Source organism: Enterobacter sp. 241F3 (assembly GCF_034106785.1).
Lineage (GTDB): Bacteria > Pseudomonadota > Gammaproteobacteria > Enterobacterales > Enterobacteriaceae > Enterobacter > Enterobacter vonholyi.
In genome coordinates, this window is sequence record NZ_JAWNDD010000005.1 from 129543 (window position 1) to 147702 (window position 18160).

At 54.7% G+C, this 18160-nt stretch carries 17 protein-coding genes and 1 other annotated feature; of the genes, 13 read left to right on the forward strand and 4 right to left on the reverse strand.

Annotated features, from left to right (window positions below; all coding sequences use genetic code 11):
* Window positions 1-207: 207 nt before the first annotated feature.
* On the forward strand, window positions 208-681 hold the full coding sequence (gene creA, locus UR504_RS14940; RefSeq protein WP_045907753.1) for a protein CreA: 474 nt from the start codon (window positions 208-210) through the stop codon (window positions 679-681).
* 46 nt (window positions 682-727) lie between these two features.
* On the opposite strand, the gene arcA is transcribed toward creA, so the two are convergent.
* Window positions 728-1444 carry a two-component system response regulator ArcA gene (gene arcA / locus UR504_RS14945; RefSeq protein WP_003856501.1) on the reverse strand — a complete coding sequence of 239 codons (717 nt, stop codon included), beginning with the start codon at window positions 1442-1444 and terminating at the stop codon, window positions 728-730.
* Window positions 1445-1539: 95 nt separating this feature from the next.
* On the opposite strand from arcA, the gene yjjY reads away from it, so the two are divergent.
* From yjjY to UR504_RS14980, 7 genes are all read left to right on the forward strand, one after another.
* A complete protein-coding gene (yjjY, locus tag UR504_RS14950) occupies window positions 1540-1680 on the forward strand; it encodes a protein YjjY (protein WP_085928893.1) in 141 nt (46 codons plus the stop codon).
* A gap of 399 nt (window positions 1681-2079) precedes the next feature.
* Window positions 2080-2766, forward strand: coding sequence for a tRNA/rRNA methyltransferase (locus UR504_RS14955; RefSeq protein WP_274241971.1), 687 nt, complete (start codon window positions 2080-2082; stop codon window positions 2764-2766).
* Window positions 2767-2977: 211 nt separating this feature from the next.
* Window positions 2978-3046: a thr operon leader peptide gene (thrL, locus tag UR504_RS14960; RefSeq protein WP_015572623.1), complete on the forward strand. Its 69-nt coding sequence runs from the start codon at window positions 2978-2980 to the stop codon at window positions 3044-3046.
* Window positions 2985-3102, forward strand: a sequence feature (Thr leader region). Its footprint overlaps the gene before it by 62 nt.
* Before the next feature lie 24 nt (window positions 3103-3126).
* Window positions 3127-5589 carry a bifunctional aspartate kinase/homoserine dehydrogenase I gene (thrA, locus tag UR504_RS14965; protein WP_302235714.1) on the forward strand — a complete coding sequence of 821 codons (2463 nt, stop codon included), beginning with the start codon at window positions 3127-3129 and terminating at the stop codon, window positions 5587-5589.
* Between the two features lies 1 nt (window position 5590).
* On the forward strand, window positions 5591-6520 hold the full coding sequence (thrB, locus tag UR504_RS14970) for a homoserine kinase (protein ID WP_302235715.1): 930 nt from the start codon (window positions 5591-5593) through the stop codon (window positions 6518-6520).
* A gap of 3 nt (window positions 6521-6523) precedes the next feature.
* Window positions 6524-7810, forward strand: a complete 1287-nt coding sequence (gene thrC / locus UR504_RS14975) for a threonine synthase (protein WP_302235716.1) — start codon at window positions 6524-6526, stop codon at window positions 7808-7810.
* 246 nt (window positions 7811-8056) lie between these two features.
* The gene (locus UR504_RS14980; protein WP_115876475.1) at window positions 8057-8353 is read left to right on the forward strand and encodes a DUF2502 domain-containing protein; all 297 of its coding nucleotides are present in this window, start codon (window positions 8057-8059) and stop codon (window positions 8351-8353) included.
* Window positions 8354-8385: 32 nt separating this feature from the next.
* Here the strand turns inward: UR504_RS14980 and yaaA are convergent, their stop codons facing one another.
* Together yaaA and UR504_RS14990 are read right to left on the reverse strand one after the other, a co-directional pair.
* Complete coding sequence (gene yaaA / locus UR504_RS14985; protein WP_302235717.1) at window positions 8386-9159, reverse strand: peroxide stress protein YaaA; 774 nt, start codon at window positions 9157-9159, stop codon at window positions 8386-8388.
* A 66-nt stretch (window positions 9160-9225) separates the two neighbouring features.
* Window positions 9226-10656 carry an alanine/glycine:cation symporter family protein gene (locus tag UR504_RS14990; protein ID WP_302235719.1) on the reverse strand — a complete coding sequence of 477 codons (1431 nt, stop codon included), beginning with the start codon at window positions 10654-10656 and terminating at the stop codon, window positions 9226-9228.
* A 262-nt stretch (window positions 10657-10918) separates the two neighbouring features.
* On the opposite strand from UR504_RS14990, the gene tal reads away from it, so the two are divergent.
* The 3 genes from tal to UR504_RS15005 all read left to right on the forward strand — a co-directional run bounded on the left by tal (window position 10919) and on the right by UR504_RS15005 (window position 14015).
* Complete coding sequence (gene tal / locus UR504_RS14995; RefSeq protein WP_023310342.1) at window positions 10919-11872, forward strand: transaldolase; 954 nt, start codon at window positions 10919-10921, stop codon at window positions 11870-11872.
* Window positions 11873-11982: 110 nt separating this feature from the next.
* Window positions 11983-12570 (forward strand): molybdopterin adenylyltransferase, encoded by a 588-nt coding sequence (gene mog / locus UR504_RS15000; RefSeq protein WP_111964074.1) that lies wholly within the window; start codon window positions 11983-11985, stop codon window positions 12568-12570.
* A gap of 122 nt (window positions 12571-12692) precedes the next feature.
* Entirely contained in the window at window positions 12693-14015 is a 1323-nt protein-coding gene (locus UR504_RS15005) for an MFS transporter (protein ID WP_127729574.1), read from the forward strand.
* Here UR504_RS15005 and satP read toward each other — a convergent pair.
* A complete protein-coding gene (gene satP / locus UR504_RS15010) occupies window positions 13992-14558 on the reverse strand; it encodes an acetate uptake transporter (RefSeq protein ID WP_008502042.1) in 567 nt (188 codons plus the stop codon). The two genes, UR504_RS15005 and satP, sit on opposite strands and share 24 nt — an antisense overlap.
* A gap of 296 nt (window positions 14559-14854) precedes the next feature.
* Between satP and dnaK the strand changes: the two genes are divergently transcribed.
* Together dnaK and dnaJ are read left to right on the forward strand one after the other, a co-directional pair.
* Window positions 14855-16768: a molecular chaperone DnaK gene (dnaK, locus tag UR504_RS15015; protein WP_008502041.1), complete on the forward strand. Its 1914-nt coding sequence runs from the start codon at window positions 14855-14857 to the stop codon at window positions 16766-16768.
* Window positions 16769-16855: 87 nt separating this feature from the next.
* Window positions 16856-18001, forward strand: coding sequence for a molecular chaperone DnaJ (gene dnaJ, locus UR504_RS15020; RefSeq protein ID WP_014830600.1), 1146 nt, complete (start codon window positions 16856-16858; stop codon window positions 17999-18001).
* Window positions 18002-18160 lie beyond the last annotated feature (159 nt).

Below are 18160 nucleotides of genomic sequence, written 5' to 3' on the forward strand. Positions count from 1 at the left end.
TATCCTCATCCTTAAAACAGCAGGTGCCTGATAACAGGTTAGCGGATAATAGCATTTTTTGATGTTTTAGCATTCAGTGTTTTTTTTGCGCATTCATGCTTTTTCTAGCACATTACAGGCAGATATATTCTAATCCTGTGATCTTGCTACATTTTTGTCTAAAGTGTTGAATAATTGCTCAGTGTAATTTTAAAGAATGGTAACAATATGAAATACAAGACTTTGCTCTTCACCGCGCTGATGTTGATGGTCGGGCGCGCTGCACAGGCGGAACAGATTGGTTCCGTCGATACCGTGTTCAAAATGTTTGGCCCGGACCACAAAATCGTGGTGGAGGCGTTTGACGATCCGGACGTGAAAAACGTCACCTGCTATGTCAGCCGCGCGAAAACGGGCGGCATCAAAGGCGGACTGGGGCTGGCGGAAGATACCTCCGATGCGGCGATCTCATGTCAGCAGGTGGGCCCGGTTGAATTGAGCGACAAAATTAAAAACGGCAAAGCGCAGGGCGACGTGGTATTCCAGAAACGGACCTCGCTGGTGTTCAAAAAGCTGCAGGTTGTGCGTTTCTACGATGCCAAACGCAATACGCTGGCCTACCTGGCCTATTCTGACAAAGTGGTGGAAGGGTCACCGAAAAACGCGATCAGCGCGGTGCCGATTATGCCCTGGCGGGAATAAAAAAAACGGCGCATAAGCGCCGTTTTTTAATGCATTAACTGCGGGATTATTCCTGCAAATCGCCGCAGAAACGGTACCCTTCGCCGTGAATGGTGGCGATGATTTCCGGCGTATCTGGCGTAGATTCGAAATGTTTACGAATACGACGGATGGTGACGTCTACGGTACGGTCGTGCGGCTTCAGCTCACGGCCGGTCATTTTCTTTAGCAGTTCTGCACGGGACTGAATTTTTCCCGGGTTTTCGCAGAAGTGCAGCATCGCGCGGAATTCACTGCGCGGCAGTTTATACTGCTCACCGTTCGGGCTAATCAGCGAGCGGCTATTAATATCAAGTTCCCAGCCGTTGAATTTGTAGCTATCTACGCTACGACGCTCTTCGCTGACAGTACCCAGGTTCATGGTGCGGGACAGCAGGTTGCGTGCACGAATGGTTAACTCGCGAGGGTTGAATGGCTTGGTGATGTAGTCATCCGCACCGATTTCCAGGCCAAGAATTTTATCAACTTCGTTATCACGGCCCGTCAGGAACATTAACGCGACGTTCGCCTGCTCGCGCAGTTCGCGCGCCAGAAGAAGACCGTTTTTGCCCGGCAGGTTAATATCCATGATCACCAGGTTGATATCATTTTCAGAAAGGATCTGATGCATCTCTGCGCCATCGGTCGCTTCAAAGACATCGTAGCCTTCTGCTTCGAAAATGCTCTTTAACGTGTTGCGTGTTACCAACTCGTCTTCAACGATAAGAATGTGCGGGGTCTGCATGTTTGCTACCTAAATTGCCAACTAAATCGAAACAGGAAGTACAAAAGTCCCTGACCTGCCTGATGCATGTCGCAAATTAACATGATCGGCTTAACGTGACTAAAGTACGTAATTGCGTTCTTGATGCACTTTCCATCAACGTCAACAACATCATTAGCTTGGTCTTGGGTACTTTCCCTTTGGACCCGACAGTGTCAAAAACGGCTGTCATCCTAACCATTTTAACAGCAACATAACAGGCTAAGTGACACCAGACACCCAATAAAACTACGCTTCGTTGACATATATCAAGTTCAATTGTAGCACGTTAACAGTTTGATGAAATCATCGTAGCTGAATGCTAGCCTTTGTCACAATTTTTCAATAAACCAACTAGTTGCGGACATTGATTTATAAACGAAGCGAATCCAATCAGAATAGGGTATTCATGCTGCCATTATCATTATAAAACATAGGGATAATGGTGTTCTATTAACATTCTAACTGATTGTTCAGACACAGAATAGTTTAGCGTTTTTAATTTGTTATGAAACGCTATTTCGGTAATTTGTGTTGCAATTTTGTAAATTCGCGCTGCGTAATATGTTGAAGTGCATCACATTTTTACCGGCTAACTGATTAAAAAGAGAGCATAAATGCATCTGTCGATTGTACTGGTTGCCCCAGCCAGAGCAGAAAATATAGGCGCAGCGGCGCGTGCCATGAAGACCATGGGTTTTACCGATTTGCGCATTGTGGACAGCACGGCCCATCTGGAGCCAGCCGCGCGTTGGGTGGCGCACGGATCGGGAGATATTCTCGATAATATAACCACTTACGCTACACTTGCCGACGCGCTGCACGACATTTCGTTTACCGTTGCAACCACGGCGCGTAGTCGCGCTAAGTTCCACTACTATGCGACGCCAGCGGAGCTGGTGCCGATGCTGGAAGAGAAAAGCCAGTGGCTGGAGAAAGCGGCGCTGGTATTTGGTCGTGAAGATTCCGGATTAACCAACGAGGAGCTGGAACTGGCGGACGTGCTCACCGGTGCGCCGATGGTGGCCGATTATCCTTCCCTGAATTTGGGCCAGGCGGTCATGGTGTACTGCTATCAATTAGCCTCCCTAATACAAATCCCCCAGCCTCAGGCTGAAAGGGCTGATGAAAATCAGCTGGCTGCGCTGCGCGCACGCGTTGAGCAGCTGTTATCTCAGTTGGAAGTAGCGGACGATCAAAAAATGGCTGACTGGCTGCAGCAGCGTTTGGGACGTCTTGAGCAACGGGACACCGCAATGCTGCACCGTTTGCTGCATGATATTGAAAAAAAATTGGCCGAGTAAAATACTGCCATAAGTTTTTACTATAGCGAATAAGTCTGTCTGTATGGGTTGCATCTGGGGGAATCGGATGAAAATAAATCTGCACGCAGCGGGACGTGAGAGTCTTCCGAATTGTGATCAAATTAAAAATTCGTTGACTTAACGAGCCCGATCCTTTAACCCTAAAAGAATACAGCACAGACAGATAATAATGACAGAGTACACAACATCCATGAAACGCATCAGCATCACCACCATTACCACAACCATCATCATTACCACTGGTAACGATGCGGGCTGACGCGTACAGGAAAAACAAAAAAAAGCCCGCACCTAGACAGTGCGGGCTTTTTTTTCGGCTAAAGGAAACGAGGTAGAACCATGCGAGTGTTGAAGTTCGGCGGTACATCAGTGGCAAATGCAGAACGTTTTCTGCGAGTTGCCGATATCCTGGAAAGCAACGCCAGGCAGGGGCAGGTTGCGACCGTGCTCTCTGCCCCGGCAAAAATCACGAACCATCTGGTGGCGATGATCGAAAAAACCATCGGTGGCCAGGACGCACTCCCGAACATCAGCGACGCAGAGCGTATATTCGCTGACTTATTGCAAGGGCTGGCAGAGGCGCTGCCTGGCTTCCCGCACGCTCAGCTGAAGTCCTTCGTTGAGCAGGAATTTGCGCAAATCAAACACGTTCTGCACGGTATCAGCCTCCTCGGCCAGTGCCCGGACAGCATCAACGCGGCGCTGATTTGTCGCGGTGAAAAACTCTCTATCGCCATTATGGCCGGCGTGCTGGAAGCGCGCGGCCATAGCGTGACCGTGATCGATCCCGTTGAAAAACTGCTTGCGGTGGGCCACTACCTCGAATCCACCGTTGATATTGCCGAATCAACCCGCCGTATCGCCGCCAGCAAAATTCCCGCTGACCACATGATCCTGATGGCAGGCTTTACCGCCGGTAACGAGAAGGGCGAGCTGGTGGTGCTGGGCCGTAACGGTTCCGACTACTCCGCCGCCGTGCTGGCTGCCTGCTTACGCGCGGACTGTTGTGAGATCTGGACTGACGTCGACGGCGTCTATACCTGCGACCCGCGCCAGGTTCCGGACGCCAGGCTGCTGAAATCGATGTCGTACCAGGAAGCGATGGAGCTTTCCTACTTCGGCGCCAAAGTGCTTCACCCTCGTACCATCTCCCCGATTGCCCAGTTCCAGATCCCTTGCCTGATTAAAAACACCGGTAACCCGCAGGCGCCGGGTACGCTGATTGGCGCGAGTACCGATGAGGACGGTCTGCCGGTGAAAGGCATCTCCAACCTGAACAATATGGCGATGTTCAGCGTCTCCGGCCCTGGGATGAAAGGGATGGTCGGCATGGCAGCGCGCGTATTTGCGGCCATGTCCCGCAACGGTATCTCGGTGGTGCTGATTACCCAGTCCTCTTCCGAATACAGCATTAGCTTCTGCGTGCCGCAGGGCGACTGCCTGCGCGCCCGTCGCGCGCTGGAAGAAGAGTTCTATCTGGAGCTCAAAGAAGAATTGCTCGAGCCGCTCTCCATTCAGGAGCGTCTGGCGATTATCTCCGTGGTTGGCGACGGCATGCGCACGCTGCGCGGTATCTCAGCCAAGTTCTTTGCCGCGCTGGCGCGCGCCAATATCAACATCGTGGCGATTGCTCAGGGCTCGTCGGAGCGTTCAATTTCTGTTGTCGTGGACAATGATGATACGACCACCGGCGTTCGCGTGGTTCACCAGATGCTGTTCAACACCGATCAGGTCATCGAGCTGTTCCTGATTGGCGTGGGTGGCGTAGGCGGCGCGCTGCTGGAGCAGGTGAAGCGTCAGCAGGCGTGGCTTAAGAAGAAACACATCGACCTGCGCGTCTGCGGGATTGCGAATTCCAAAGCGCTGCTTACCAACGTCCACGGCCTTAACCTGGAAAACTGGCAGGCAGAGATGAACGAGGCGAAAGAGCCGTTCAACCTGGGCCGCCTGATCCGTCTGGTGAAAGAGTACCATCTGCTTAACCCGGTCATCGTCGACTGCACTTCGAACCAGGCGGTGGCGGACCAGTACGCCGATTTCCTGCGCGAAGGTTTCCACGTGGTGACGCCGAACAAAAAGGCCAACACCTCGTCGATGGATTACTATCACCAGCTGCGTCTGGCGGCGAGCAAGTCGCGCCGCAAGTTTCTGTACGACACCAACGTTGGGGCTGGTCTGCCGGTTATCGAAAACCTGCAGAACCTGCTTAACGCGGGTGATGAACTGCAGCGTTTCTCCGGCATTCTCTCCGGCTCGCTGTCGTTTATCTTCGGCAAGCTGGATGAAGGGATGAGCCTCTCCGAAGCCACCCGCGCCGCGCGCGAGCTGGGCTACACCGAGCCGGATCCGCGTGACGATCTCTCCGGTATGGACGTGGCGCGTAAGCTGCTGATCCTCGCGCGCGAAACGGGCCGTGAGCTTGAGCTTTCCGATATCGTGATTGAACCGGTCCTGCCGGCAGAATTTGACAGCAGCGGTGACGTCAGCACCTTTATGGCCAGACTGCCGCAGCTTGACGACGCGTTTGCCGCGCGCGTTGCGAAAGCCCGTGATGAAGGTAAGGTATTGCGCTATGTTGGCAACATTGAAGAAGATGGCGTGTGCCGGGTGAAGATTGCCGAAGTGGATGGCAACGACCCGCTGTACAAAGTCAAAAACGGCGAAAACGCCCTCGCGTTTTACAGCCACTATTATCAGCCACTGCCGCTGGTGCTTCGCGGCTATGGCGCAGGGAACGATGTTACGGCGGCGGGTGTGTTTGCCGATCTGCTGCGTACCCTGTCATGGAAGTTAGGAGTTTAACATGGTCAAAGTTTATGCCCCGGCTTCCAGCGCGAATATGAGCGTCGGATTTGACGTGCTGGGTGCGGCGGTGACGCCGGTGGATGGTTCGCTGCTGGGCGATACGGTTACGGTGGAAGCGGCAGACAGCTTCAGCCTGAATAACGTGGGCCGCTTCGCCAGCAAGCTACCGTCCGACCCGCGCGAGAACATCGTCTATCAGTGCTGGGAACGCTTCTGTCAGGAGATCGGTAAAAACGTGCCGGTCACTATGACGCTGGAAAAAAGTATGCCGATTGGCTCGGGGCTGGGTTCCAGCGCCTGTTCGGTGGTCGCCGCTCTGGTGGCAATGAATGAGCACTGCGGCAAGCCGCTGAACAACAACCGCCTGCTGGGCTTAATGGGCGAGCTGGAAGGGCGTATCTCCGGCAGCATTCACTATGACAACGTGGCGCCGTGCTTCCTCGGCGGCATGCAGCTGATGATCGAAGAAAATGGCATCATCAGCCAGCAGGTGCCAGGGTTTGATGAGTGGCTGTGGGTGCTGGCCTATCCGGGCATTAAGGTCTCTACCGCGGAAGCGCGTGCGATCCTGCCCGCGCAATATCGTCGTCAGGACTGTATCGCCCACGGGCGTCATCTGGCGGGCTTTATCCACGCCTGCTACACCCGTCAGCCGCAGCTGGCAGCAAAACTGATGAAGGACGTCATTGCCGAGCCGTATCGCACGAAGCTGCTACCCGGCTTTAACGAGGCGCGACAGGCATCAATGGATATCGGCGCGCAGGCGTGCGGCATCTCCGGCTCCGGCCCGACGCTGTTCGCCCTGTGCGACAAGGCAGACACTGCGCAGCGCGTGGCGGACTGGCTCTCTAAACACTACCTGCAAAATCAGGAAGGCTTTGTTCATATTTGCCGTCTGGACACGGCTGGCGCACGAGTACTGGGATAATTAATGAAACTCTACAACCTTAAAGATCATAACGAGCAGGTCAGCTTCGCGCAGGCGGTGACTCAGGGACTGGGCAAAAATCAGGGGCTGTTTTTCCCGCATGACCTGCCGGAATTCCAGCTGACCGAGATTGATGACCTGCTGAAGCAGGATTTTGTCACCCGCAGCACCAAAATTCTGTCCGCGTTTATCGGCGATGAAATTCCGCAGGAGCTGCTGGAAGAGCGCGTGCGTGCGGCATTCGCGTTCCCGGCGCCGGTTCAGCAGGTTGAGCCTGACGTGGGCTGTCTGGAGCTGTTCCACGGCCCAACCCTGGCGTTTAAAGACTTCGGCGGCCGCTTTATGGCGCAGATGCTGACCCACATCAGCGGCGACAAGCCGGTGACCATCCTGACCGCAACCTCCGGCGATACCGGCGCGGCGGTGGCACACGCGTTCTACGGCCTGAAAAACGTCCGCGTGGTGATCCTCTATCCAAAAGGCAAAATCAGCCCGCTGCAGGAGAAACTGTTCTGCACCCTCGGCGGCAACATTGAAACCGTGGCAATTGACGGTGATTTCGATGCCTGCCAGGCGCTGGTCAAGCAGGCCTTCGACGACGAAGAGCTGAAGGTAGCTCTGGGTCTTAACTCTGCGAACTCCATCAATATCAGCCGTCTGCTGGCGCAGATCTGCTACTACTTCGAAGCGGTGGCGCAGCTGCCGCAGGAAGCGCGCAACCAGCTGGTGATCTCCGTGCCGAGCGGTAACTTCGGTGACCTGACGGCGGGCCTGCTGGCAAAATCCCTGGGTCTGCCGGTGAAACGCTTTATCGCCGCGACCAACGCCAACGACACCGTGCCGCGCTTCCTGAAAGACGGGAAGTGGGCGCCGAACGCCACGCAGGCGACCCTCTCCAATGCGATGGATGTGTCTCAGCCGAACAACTGGCCGCGCGTGGAAGAGCTGTTCCGCCGTAAGATCTGGCGTCTGGGCGACCTGGGCTATGCCGCTGTGACGGATGAAACTACCAAATCCACCATGCGCGAGCTGAAGGCGGTCGGGTATACCTCTGAACCGCACGCGGCGATTGCCTACCGCGCGCTGCGCGACCAGCTTAACCCGGGTGAATATGGCCTGTTCCTGGGCACCGCGCATCCGGCGAAGTTCAAAGAGAGCGTGGAAGAAATCTTGGGCGAAACGCTGCCGCTGCCGAAAGAGCTGGCCGAGCGTGCCGACCTGCCGCTGTTGTCCCATGAACTGCCGGCAGACTTTGCCGCGCTGCGTAAGCTGATGATGTCCCTAGCATAATTTTTGTCGGGTGCGGCTTCGCCTTACCCGACCTACAACGGCTCAGAACGTAGGCCGGGTAAGGCGTAGCCGCTACCCGGCTTTTTTTATGGAGAAATTAAGGAGGAAAATAGCAGGGAAAAAGCAGAAATTCCCAATAAATGCGGTCACTTAGCGATTAGGATTGCAGAGAATAACATCCCCCGTTTCCCTCGCGTAATCTCCTTACATCGGCCCACGTAGGGCAAAGATAATAAGGAGTCACCGATGTCTACACTGAAACCTGTGCTGATTGCGCTTTCACTGATGCTGGTCGCTCCCATGGCGGTACAGGCATCCGAAATCACCCTCGTACCTGCGGTAAAACTGCAGATTGGCGACCGGGATAATAACGGGCACTACTGGGACGGTGGCCGCTGGCGCGACCACGACTGGTGGAAGGCGCATTATGACTGGCGCGATAACCACTGGCGTCCACATGATGAGCATCGCGAGCGTGACCACCATCATGACGACCGTCGCCATGACGATCATCGTCCGGGCCCGGACTGGAAACACCACTAATGCAAAACCCCGCCAGCCGGCGGGGTTTGTTTTTACTGCTCGTGGCGCTTAAACACCAGCTCGCCTTTCCCTGACGCTTCTTCGTCAAAGAAATAGCCTTCGCTGTTGAAGGCGGTTAGCTGCTCCGGCTTCGTCAGGCGGTTCTGGATAATGTAGCGGCTCATCAGACCGCGCGCTTTCTTGGCGTAGAAGCTGATCACTTTGAACTTACCGTTCTTCTCGTCGAGGAACACCGGTTTGATAATCTCCGCATCCAGCTTTTTCGGCTTCACCGACTTGTAGTATTCATCGGATGCCAGGTTAATCACCACGTTATCGCCCTGCGCGCGCAGCGCCGCATTCAGCTTATCGGTGATGATATCACCCCAGAAATGGTACAGGTCTTTGCCTTTGGCATTCTCCAGACGAATCCCCATCTCCAGACGATACGGCTGCATGAGGTCCAGCGGTCTCAGTACGCCGTACAGACCCGACAGCATGCGCAGATGCTGCTGGGCAAAATCGAAGTCGGCTTCGCTAAAATCTTCCGCCTGCAGGCCGGTATAGACATCGCCTTTAAATGCCAGAATCGCCTGGCGAGCGTTAGCCGGGGTGAAATCCGGGTGCCATTCATGAAAGCGGGTCACGTTAAGGTCTGCCAGCTTGTCGCTGATGCTCATCAGCGAGGCGATTTGCGGCGCAGAGAGCTTACGCGCTTCGCGGATCAGCTGTTGCGAGTAGTCCAGCAGTTCAGGCTGAGTATAGCGCTCTGTAGCGAGCGGGCTCTGGTAGTCGAGCGTCTTTGCAGGTGAAATCAGAATCAGCATATCCAGTCCTTGCAGGAAATTTAGAGCGACTTTAGCAAAAAATCGCCCTGAATTGATCGATAGCTGTTATTGCCGCGGCAAATCATCCCACGTGCCGGGGGCAAGCTGCGCCTTAATATCGGGATAACGGGCGGGATCAAATACCGGCGGAACGCCGAGTTTGCGCTGGCGCAGATAGTCTCTGGCAATCAGGGTCACAACGGGCGAGAGCAGCAGGATCGCCGTGAGGTTAGTGATCGCCATCAGCGCCATAATGATATCGGCCAGCTGCCAGACCAGCGGCATACTGAGCAGGGAGCCAGCGATCACCATCAGGATGACCCCCAGACGCAGGGTTCCGATTGCGGCGCGGGAGTCGAGCTTCAGGAATATAAGGTTATTTTCGGCGTAAAGGTAATTCACCACTATCGAGCTGAAGGCAAACAAAACCAGGATTAGCGAGACAAACCCTGCACCCCAGCCGCCGGTCAGGTTCACCAGCGCCTGCTGGAGAAGCTGTATTCCGACGGTGCCCGACGCGTGCGGTACGGGGCCTGCCAGCAGCAAAATCATGGCGCTGGCGGAACAGATAATAATGGTATCTGTAAAGACGCCAATCATCTGCACAATGCCTTGCGCGGCCGGGTGCGGCGGCCAGGAAGAGGCGGCGGCTGCCGCGTTGGGGGTTGACCCCATACCGGCCTCATTAGAGAACATGCCCCGCTGAAAACCCGCCATCAGCGCCTGGCTGAAGGTATAGCCCAGCGCCCCGGAGGCCACTTCGCGCCAGCCAAAGGCGCTTTTGACGATGGTCGCAATCACGCCCGGCACCTGGTCGAGATGCTGGGCGGCAACGAACAGGCTCGCGGCAACCCAGAGCAGCGCCATAATGGGCACCAGCCACTGCATCAGACGGGCGATGCCCTTGAGACCGACCGAGATGGTAAGCAGAACGACGATGGCTAAAGCGAGACCCGCGAGCCACTCGGGGCAGGAGAAGGCATAGCGCAGGGCGTTGGCGACCGAGTTCGCCTGGACGGTATTAAAAATAAGGCCGTACGCGAGCAGTAAAAAAAGCGAGAACAGGACGCCCATCCAGCGCATCCCTAAGCCACGCGCCATGTACCAGGCAGGACCGCCGCGAAACTGGCCGTTTTTATCTTTCTCTTTATAAAGCTGGGCGAGCGAACTTTCGGCAAAGGAGGTGGCCATCCCGAGAAGCGCCGTCACCCACATCCAGAAGACTGCGCCTGGCCCACCGGCGCTGATGGCCAGCGCAACGCCTGCAAGATTCCCGCTGCCGAGGCGTGCCGCCAGGCTGGTACAAAGTGCCTGAAACGACGTTAATCCGCCCGGCTGAGGCGTGACGCTGTTTTTCAGACTTCTGCCAAACTTGCGAATATAACGAAACTGGATGAACCCACTGCGTAGCGTAAACCAAATACCTGCTCCCAGAAGCAGGTAAATCATTATCGAACCCCACAGGACTTCGTTAATAAAGAAAAAGAAATCAGGCATTAACGTCCCTCTTGTTGATGCCAAAGTGAATATGTAAGCGCTACCACTGATTGGGCATGCTGTTGCTTAGCAGCCTGTTAATATTCCGAGTTTACCATACTCTACCTAAGCGCACTGTCTGCGGTTGCGCTACCCCTCCGTCGTGTTATCATCAGGGCAGACCGGTTACATCCCCCTAACAAGTAAACCTGTCATTTTTCCGCTGCAGGCATGCTGTCGGTAGCGTGAATTATCCAGGGCACGTTAAAAGAGAAACACTATCATGACGGATAAATTGACCTCCCTTCGTCAGTTCACCACTGTCGTAGCTGACACCGGAGATATCGCGGCAATGAAGCTGTACCAGCCGCAGGATGCCACAACTAACCCTTCTCTGATCCTTAACGCCGCACAGATCCCTGAGTATCGCAAACTGATTGACGACGCAGTGACCTGGGCGAAAGCACAGAGCAACGACCGCGCGCAGCAGGTTGTGGATGCCACCGACAAACTGGCAGTGAACATCGGTCTGGAAATCCTGAAACTGGTTCCTGGCCGTATCTCTACCGAAGTAGATGCGCGTCTTTCCTACGACACCGAAGCGTCTATCGCCAAAGCGAAACGTCTGATCAAAATGTACAACGACGCGGGCATCAGCAACGACCGTATCCTGATCAAACTGGCTTCCACCTGGCAGGGTATCCGCGCGGCAGAGCAGCTGGAAAAAGACGGTATCAACTGTAACCTGACCCTGCTGTTCTCCTTCGCGCAGGCGCGTGCTTGTGCAGAAGCGGGCGTATACCTGATTTCTCCGTTCGTGGGCCGTATTCTGGACTGGTACAAAGCCAACACTGATAAGAAAGAGTACGCACCGGCTGAAGATCCAGGCGTAGTTTCTGTTACTGAAATCTACGAATACTACAAGCAGCACGGTTATGAGACTGTGGTTATGGGCGCAAGCTTCCGTAACGTCGGTGAAATCATCGAGCTGGCTGGCTGTGACCGCCTGACCATCGCTCCTGCGCTGCTGAAAGAGCTGGCAGAAAGCGAAGGTACCATTGAGCGTAAACTGTCTTACACCGGTGAAGTAAAAGCACGTCCAGAGCGCATCACTGAATCCGAGTTCCTGTGGCAGCACAACCAGGATCCAATGGCGGTAGACAAGCTGGCGGATGGTATCCGTAAGTTTGCTGTTGACCAGGGCAAACTGGAAAAAATGATCGGCGACCTGCTGTAATCATTCTGCGTGACCGGGCTCCCGGTCACGCGACTTCTTTCGTCCCCTGTCTGAATCTCCTCTCTGCGTGTATCATTCCCTTTAATCAGTACTCTTTGAATGGAATGGATATGAATACCTTACGCATCGGCTTAGTGTCGATTTCTGACCGCGCCTCCAGCGGTGTTTACCAGGATAAAGGAATCCCCGCTCTGGAAGAATGGTTGAGCAGCGCGCTGACCACCCCTTTTGAGATTCAGACACGCCTGATTCCTGACGAACAACCGATCATCGAGCAGACGCTCTGCGAGCTGGTGGATGAGATGAGCTGCCACCTTGTTCTGACGACGGGCGGAACCGGCCCCGCCCGCCGTGACGTGACGCCGGACGCGACGCTGGCTATCGCCGATCGCGAAATGCCGGGCTTCGGTGAACAGATGCGCCAGATCGGTCTACACTTTGTTCCGACGGCCATTCTTTCCCGCCAGGTGGGGGTGATCCGCAAGCAGGCGTTGATTCTGAACCTGCCGGGTCAGCCGAAGTCGATCAAAGAGACCCTGGAAGGGCTTAAAGCGGAAGACGGCAGCGTCATCGTTCACGGTATCTTTGCAAGTGTACCGTATTGTATACAGCTTCTTGACGGCCCGTATGTCGAAACCGATGAGAAAGTGGTAGCAGCTTTTCGTCCTAAAAACGCGCGTCGCGAAACAATCTCCTGAAATTAATCAATGTGTGACATAAGCTGAAGCGGCGATAGCGTGGGCAAGGTTTTACGGTATAGTAATTTTTTCTTTACGATTGCTGTAAAAATAAATCCACAACACACGCATAATGGTTCGCTATGTCACATAACGCCCGACCTCTGAATCGACAGGATTACAAAACCCTCACGCTTGCGGCCTTAGGCGGCGCGCTGGAGTTTTACGACTTCATTATCTTCGTCTTCTTCGCCGCCGTGGTGGGAGAGCTCTTCTTCCCGGCGGATATTCCGGAATGGCTGCGTCAGGTGCAAACCTTCGGCATTTTTGCCGCCGGGTATCTGGCGCGTCCGCTGGGCGGCATCATCATGGCCCACTTTGGCGATCTGGTCGGGCGTAAGAAGATGTTTACCCTTAGCATCCTGCTGATGGCCGTGCCGACGCTGGCCATTGGTCTGCTGCCCACCTATGCCTCGATGGGTATCCTTGCGCCGTTGCTGCTGTTGCTGATGCGCGTTCTTCAGGGCGCGGCGATTGGCGGTGAAGTGCCGGGCGCGTGGGTGTTTGTCGCGGAACATGTTCCGGCGCGCCGCATTGGTATCGCCTGCGGAACCTTAACCGCGGGCTTAACGGTAGGGATTTTGCTCGGGTCCGTCGTCGCAACGATCGTTAATACCAGCATGACGCAGCAGGCCGTGCACGACTGGGGCTGGCGTATTCCATTCCTGCTGGGCGGAGCGTTTGGCCTGGTCGCGATGTACCTGCGTCGCTGGCTGCAGGAGACCCCGATTTTCCTCGAAATGCAGCAGCGCAAGGCGCTGGCGCAGGAGCTGCCGGTGAAGGCGGTCGTGGTACGCCATAAAAAAGCGGTAGTGGTGTCGATGCTGCTTACCTGGCTGCTCTCGGCGGGCATCGTGGTGGTGATATTGATGTCCCCGGTGTGGCTGCAAAAGCAGTATGGTTTCGCTCCTGCCGTGACGTTACAGGCGAACAGTATCGCGACAATCATGCTCTGCTTTGGCTGTCTTGCCGCCGGGCTGGCGGCGGATCGTTTCGGTGCCAGCGTTACCTTTGTTGTCGGGAGCCTGTTACTGGCCGCATCAAGCTGGGCGTTTTACCATCTGGCTGGCAGCCATCCTGAACAGCTGTTCCTGCTGTACGGCGTGGTAGGCCTGTGCGTGGGCGTTGTCGGGGCTGTACCGTACGTGATGGTGCGCGCGTTCCCGCCAGAGGTACGCTTCACCGGAATTTCGTTTTCCTACAACGTGTCGTATGCCATTTTCGGTGGGCTGACGCCGATTGCGGTGACGGTGTTGATGGGCGTGTCTCCCATGGCTCCGGCCTGGTACGTGCTGGCGCTGTCGATGATGGGGCTGGGATTAGGGATTTGGCTGGGGCAGAAGCGGGGATGTCGTGCCCGCGAGGCGGACACGACAGAAGGATCAGTGTTTTTCACCAATCGGTAAAACGGTGCGGTCAAACTGCTCGTTCAGCACTTCACCCATTGCAAGGTAGATAGCGCTTGCGCCGCAAACCAGACCAATCCAGCCTGCAACATGAACGATGCCTTCGTTATCCACCAGGTGACCGATCGCCAGCAGGGCGAACAGGACGGTCAGGCTCAGGAAAACGAACTGCAGCATGCGGTTGCCCTTCAGGGTACCGAAGAACATAAACAGGGTGAAAACGCCCCACAGACCCAGGTAAACGCCCAGGAAGTGGGCGTTTGCCGCGTCTGCCATGCCCATTTTAGGCAGCAGCAGAATGGCAACCAGGGTCAGCCAGAAAGAACCGTAAGAGGTGAATGCGGTTAAGCCGAAGGTATTGCCTTTCTTATATTCCAGCAGGCCCGCGAAGATTTGTGCGATACCGCCGTAAAAAATGCCCATCGCCAGGATGATGCCATCCATCGGGAACATCCCGATATTGTGCAGGTTCAGCAGAATAGTGGTCATGCCAAAACCCATCAGGCCCAGCGGAGCCGGATTAGCCAACTTAGTGTTGCCCATAAGTCCTCAAAAAAATCATCATTAACATGGTGAAATGGTTAAACCCGCGTCAGTTCTCCCTGACTGGGCGCGGCATCATAATGGGCGCAATCAATGGCGTCTATGATCTCATCAGGGTTAAATTAAAATTTTTTTTATGCTTGCCCCTTGATGGATGCCGTCGCGACCCCATCTTGTAGTCAACCGCAGTGTGTGGACCTGAAAAAAATCAAATCTGGGCAGTTGAAAAAGCACGTTCTGCCCTTATTACAGGTACACAACCACATGTTGACTGAATTTTTAGTGGAGACGTTTAGATGGGTAAAATTATTGGTATCGACCTGGGTACTACCAACTCTTGTGTAGCGATTATGGATGGCACTACTGCACGCGTGCTGGAGAACGCCGAGGGCGATCGCACCACGCCTTCTATCATTGCTTATACCCAGGATGGTGAAACTCTGGTTGGTCAGCCGGCTAAACGTCAGGCAGTGACAAACCCGCAAAACACCCTGTTTGCGATTAAACGCCTGATCGGTCGCCGCTTCCAGGATGAAGAAGTTCAGCGTGACGTTTCCATCATGCCTTACAAAATCATCGCGGCAGATAACGGCGATGCATGGCTTGATGTGAAAGGCACCAAAACTGCACCACCGCAGATTTCTGCTGAAGTGCTGAAAAAAATGAAGAAAACCGCTGAAGATTACCTGGGTGAGCCGGTAACTGAAGCTGTTATCACCGTACCAGCCTACTTCAACGATGCTCAGCGTCAGGCAACCAAAGATGCTGGCCGTATCGCAGGTCTGGAAGTAAAACGTATCATCAACGAACCAACCGCGGCTGCACTGGCTTACGGTCTGGATAAAGAAGTCGGCAACCGTACTATCGCGGTTTACGACCTGGGTGGTGGTACCTTCGATATCTCTATTATCGAAATCGACGAAGTTGACGGCGAAAAAACCTTCGAAGTTCTGGCAACCAACGGTGATACCCACCTGGGTGGTGAAGACTTCGATACCCGTCTGATCAACTACCTCGTTGACGAGTTCAAGAAAGATCAGGGCATTGACCTGCGTAACGACCCGCTGGCTATGCAGCGCCTGAAAGAAGCCGCTGAGAAAGCGAAGATCGAGCTGTCTTCTGCTCAGCAGACCGACGTTAACCTGCCGTACATCACTGCAGACGCGACCGGTCCTAAACACATGAACATCAAAGTGACCCGTGCGAAACTGGAAAGCCTGGTAGAAGACCTGGTGAACCGTTCTATCGAGCCGCTGAAAGTTGCTCTGCAGGACGCTGGCCTGTCCGTGTCTGATATCAACGACGTTATCCTCGTTGGTGGCCAGACCCGTATGCCAATGGTGCAGAAGAAAGTGGCTGAGTTCTTTGGTAAAGAGCCACGTAAAGACGTTAACCCGGACGAAGCAGTGGCTATCGGTGCTGCGGTTCAGGGTGGCGTACTGACCGGTGAAGTTAAAGACGTACTGCTGCTGGACGTTACCCCGCTGTCTCTGGGTATCGAAACCATGGGCGGTGTGATGACTGCGCTCATCAACAAAAACACCACCATCCCAACCAAGCACAGCCAGGTGTTCTCTACCGCTGAAGACAACCAGTCTGCGGTAACCATCCATGTGCTGCAGGGTGAGCGTAAGCGTGCGGCGGATAACAAATCTCTGGGTCAGTTCAACCTGGACGGTATTAACCCGGCACCGCGCGGCATGCCGCAGATCGAAGTCACCTTCGATATCGATGCTGACGGTATCCTGCACGTGTCTGCGAAAGACAAAAACAGCGGTAAAGAGCAGAAGATCACCATCAAGGCATCTTCTGGCCTGAACGAAGCTGAAATCGAAAAAATGGTTCGCGATGCCGAAGCTAACGCGGAATCCGACCGTAAGTTCGAAGAGCTGGTTCAGACCCGTAACCAGGGTGACCATCTGCTGCACAGCACCCGTAAGCAGGTTGAAGAAGCAGGCGATAAACTGCCAGCGGAAGACAAGACTGCTATCGAAGCTGCACTGAGTGCGCTGGAATCCTCACTGAAAGGTGAAGATAAAGCGGACATTGAAGCGAAGATGCAGGAACTGGCACAGGCTTCTCAGAAGCTGATGGAAATCGCTCAGCAGCAGCACGCTCAACAGCAGGCGGGCGCTGACGCTTCGGCGAACAACGCGAAAGACGACGACGTTGTCGACGCTGAGTTCGAAGAAGTTAAAGATAAAAAATAATCGCCCTGATGCAGGGTAATTAATCGGCACGGGCGTAGGAGAACTCTCCACGCCCGTGCTCGCATGTTAAGGGGCTTAAAAAAACCAATGGCAAAGCAAGACTATTACGAGATTTTAGGCGTTCCGAAAACTGCGGAAGAGCGTGAAATCAAAAAGGCGTATAAGCGCCTGGCCATGAAATTCCACCCGGACCGTAACCAGGGTGACAAAGAGGCTGAAGCCAAATTTAAAGAGATCAAAGAAGCCTACGAAGTCCTGACCGATGCACAAAAACGTGCGGCCTATGACCAGTACGGTCACGCAGCCTTTGAACAGGGCGGCATGGGCGGCGGTGGATTCGGCGGTGGCGGCTTTGGCGGCGGTGCTGACTTCAGCGATATCTTTGGCGATGTGTTCGGCGATATCTTCGGCGGCGGCCGTGGTCGTCAGCGCGCGGCGCGCGGCGCGGACCTGCGCTACAACATGGAACTGACGCTGGAAGAGGCCGTTCGCGGCGTAACCAAAGAGATCCGTATTCCAACGCTGGAAGAGTGTGACGTTTGCCACGGCAGCGGTGCGAAAGCGGGTACGCAGCCACAAACCTGTCCAACCTGTCACGGTTCGGGTCAGGTACAGATGCGTCAGGGCTTCTTTGCGGTGCAGCAGGCCTGTCCGCACTGTCACGGTCGCGGTACGCTGATCAAAGATCCGTGCACCAAATGCCACGGCCACGGTCGCGTTGAGAAAACCAAGACCCTGTCCGTTAAGATCCCGGCCGGCGTGGATACGGGCGACCGCATCCGTCTGGCAGGTGAGGGCGAAGCAGGCGAGCACGGCGCACCGGCAGGCGATCTGTACGTCCAGGTGCAGGTGAAACAGCACGCTATCTTTGAGCGTGAAGGGAACAACCTGTACTGCGAAGTGCCGATCAACTTTGCGATGGCGGCACTGGGCGGTGAAATCGAAGTACCGACGCTGGATGGTCGCGTCAATCTGAAGATCCCGGGCGAGACCCAGACCGGTAAGCTGTTCCGCATGCGCGGGAAAGGCGTTAAATCCGTTCGTGGTGGTGCGCAGGGCGACCTGCTTTGCCGCGTCGTCGTGGAAACGCCGGTTGGCCTGAACGACAAGCAGAAACAGCTGCTGAAAGAGCTGCAGGAGAGCTTCGGCGGCCCGACGGGTGAGAAAAACAGCCCGCGCTCCAAAAGCTTCTTCGATGGCGTCAAAAAATTCTTCGATGATTTAACCCGCTAATCGATCAGCTGGTTTTCATCCGCAAAAGCCCGGAAGCGATTCCGGGCTTTTTTATTTGCGCGTATAGCTCGGTTAAACTGAGTTTATACTCAATATTAATCTGTTTTTGCCGAGCTATTAGGCTTGGTATTATGGTTTTATCGAGGTATTGTTGTAAAA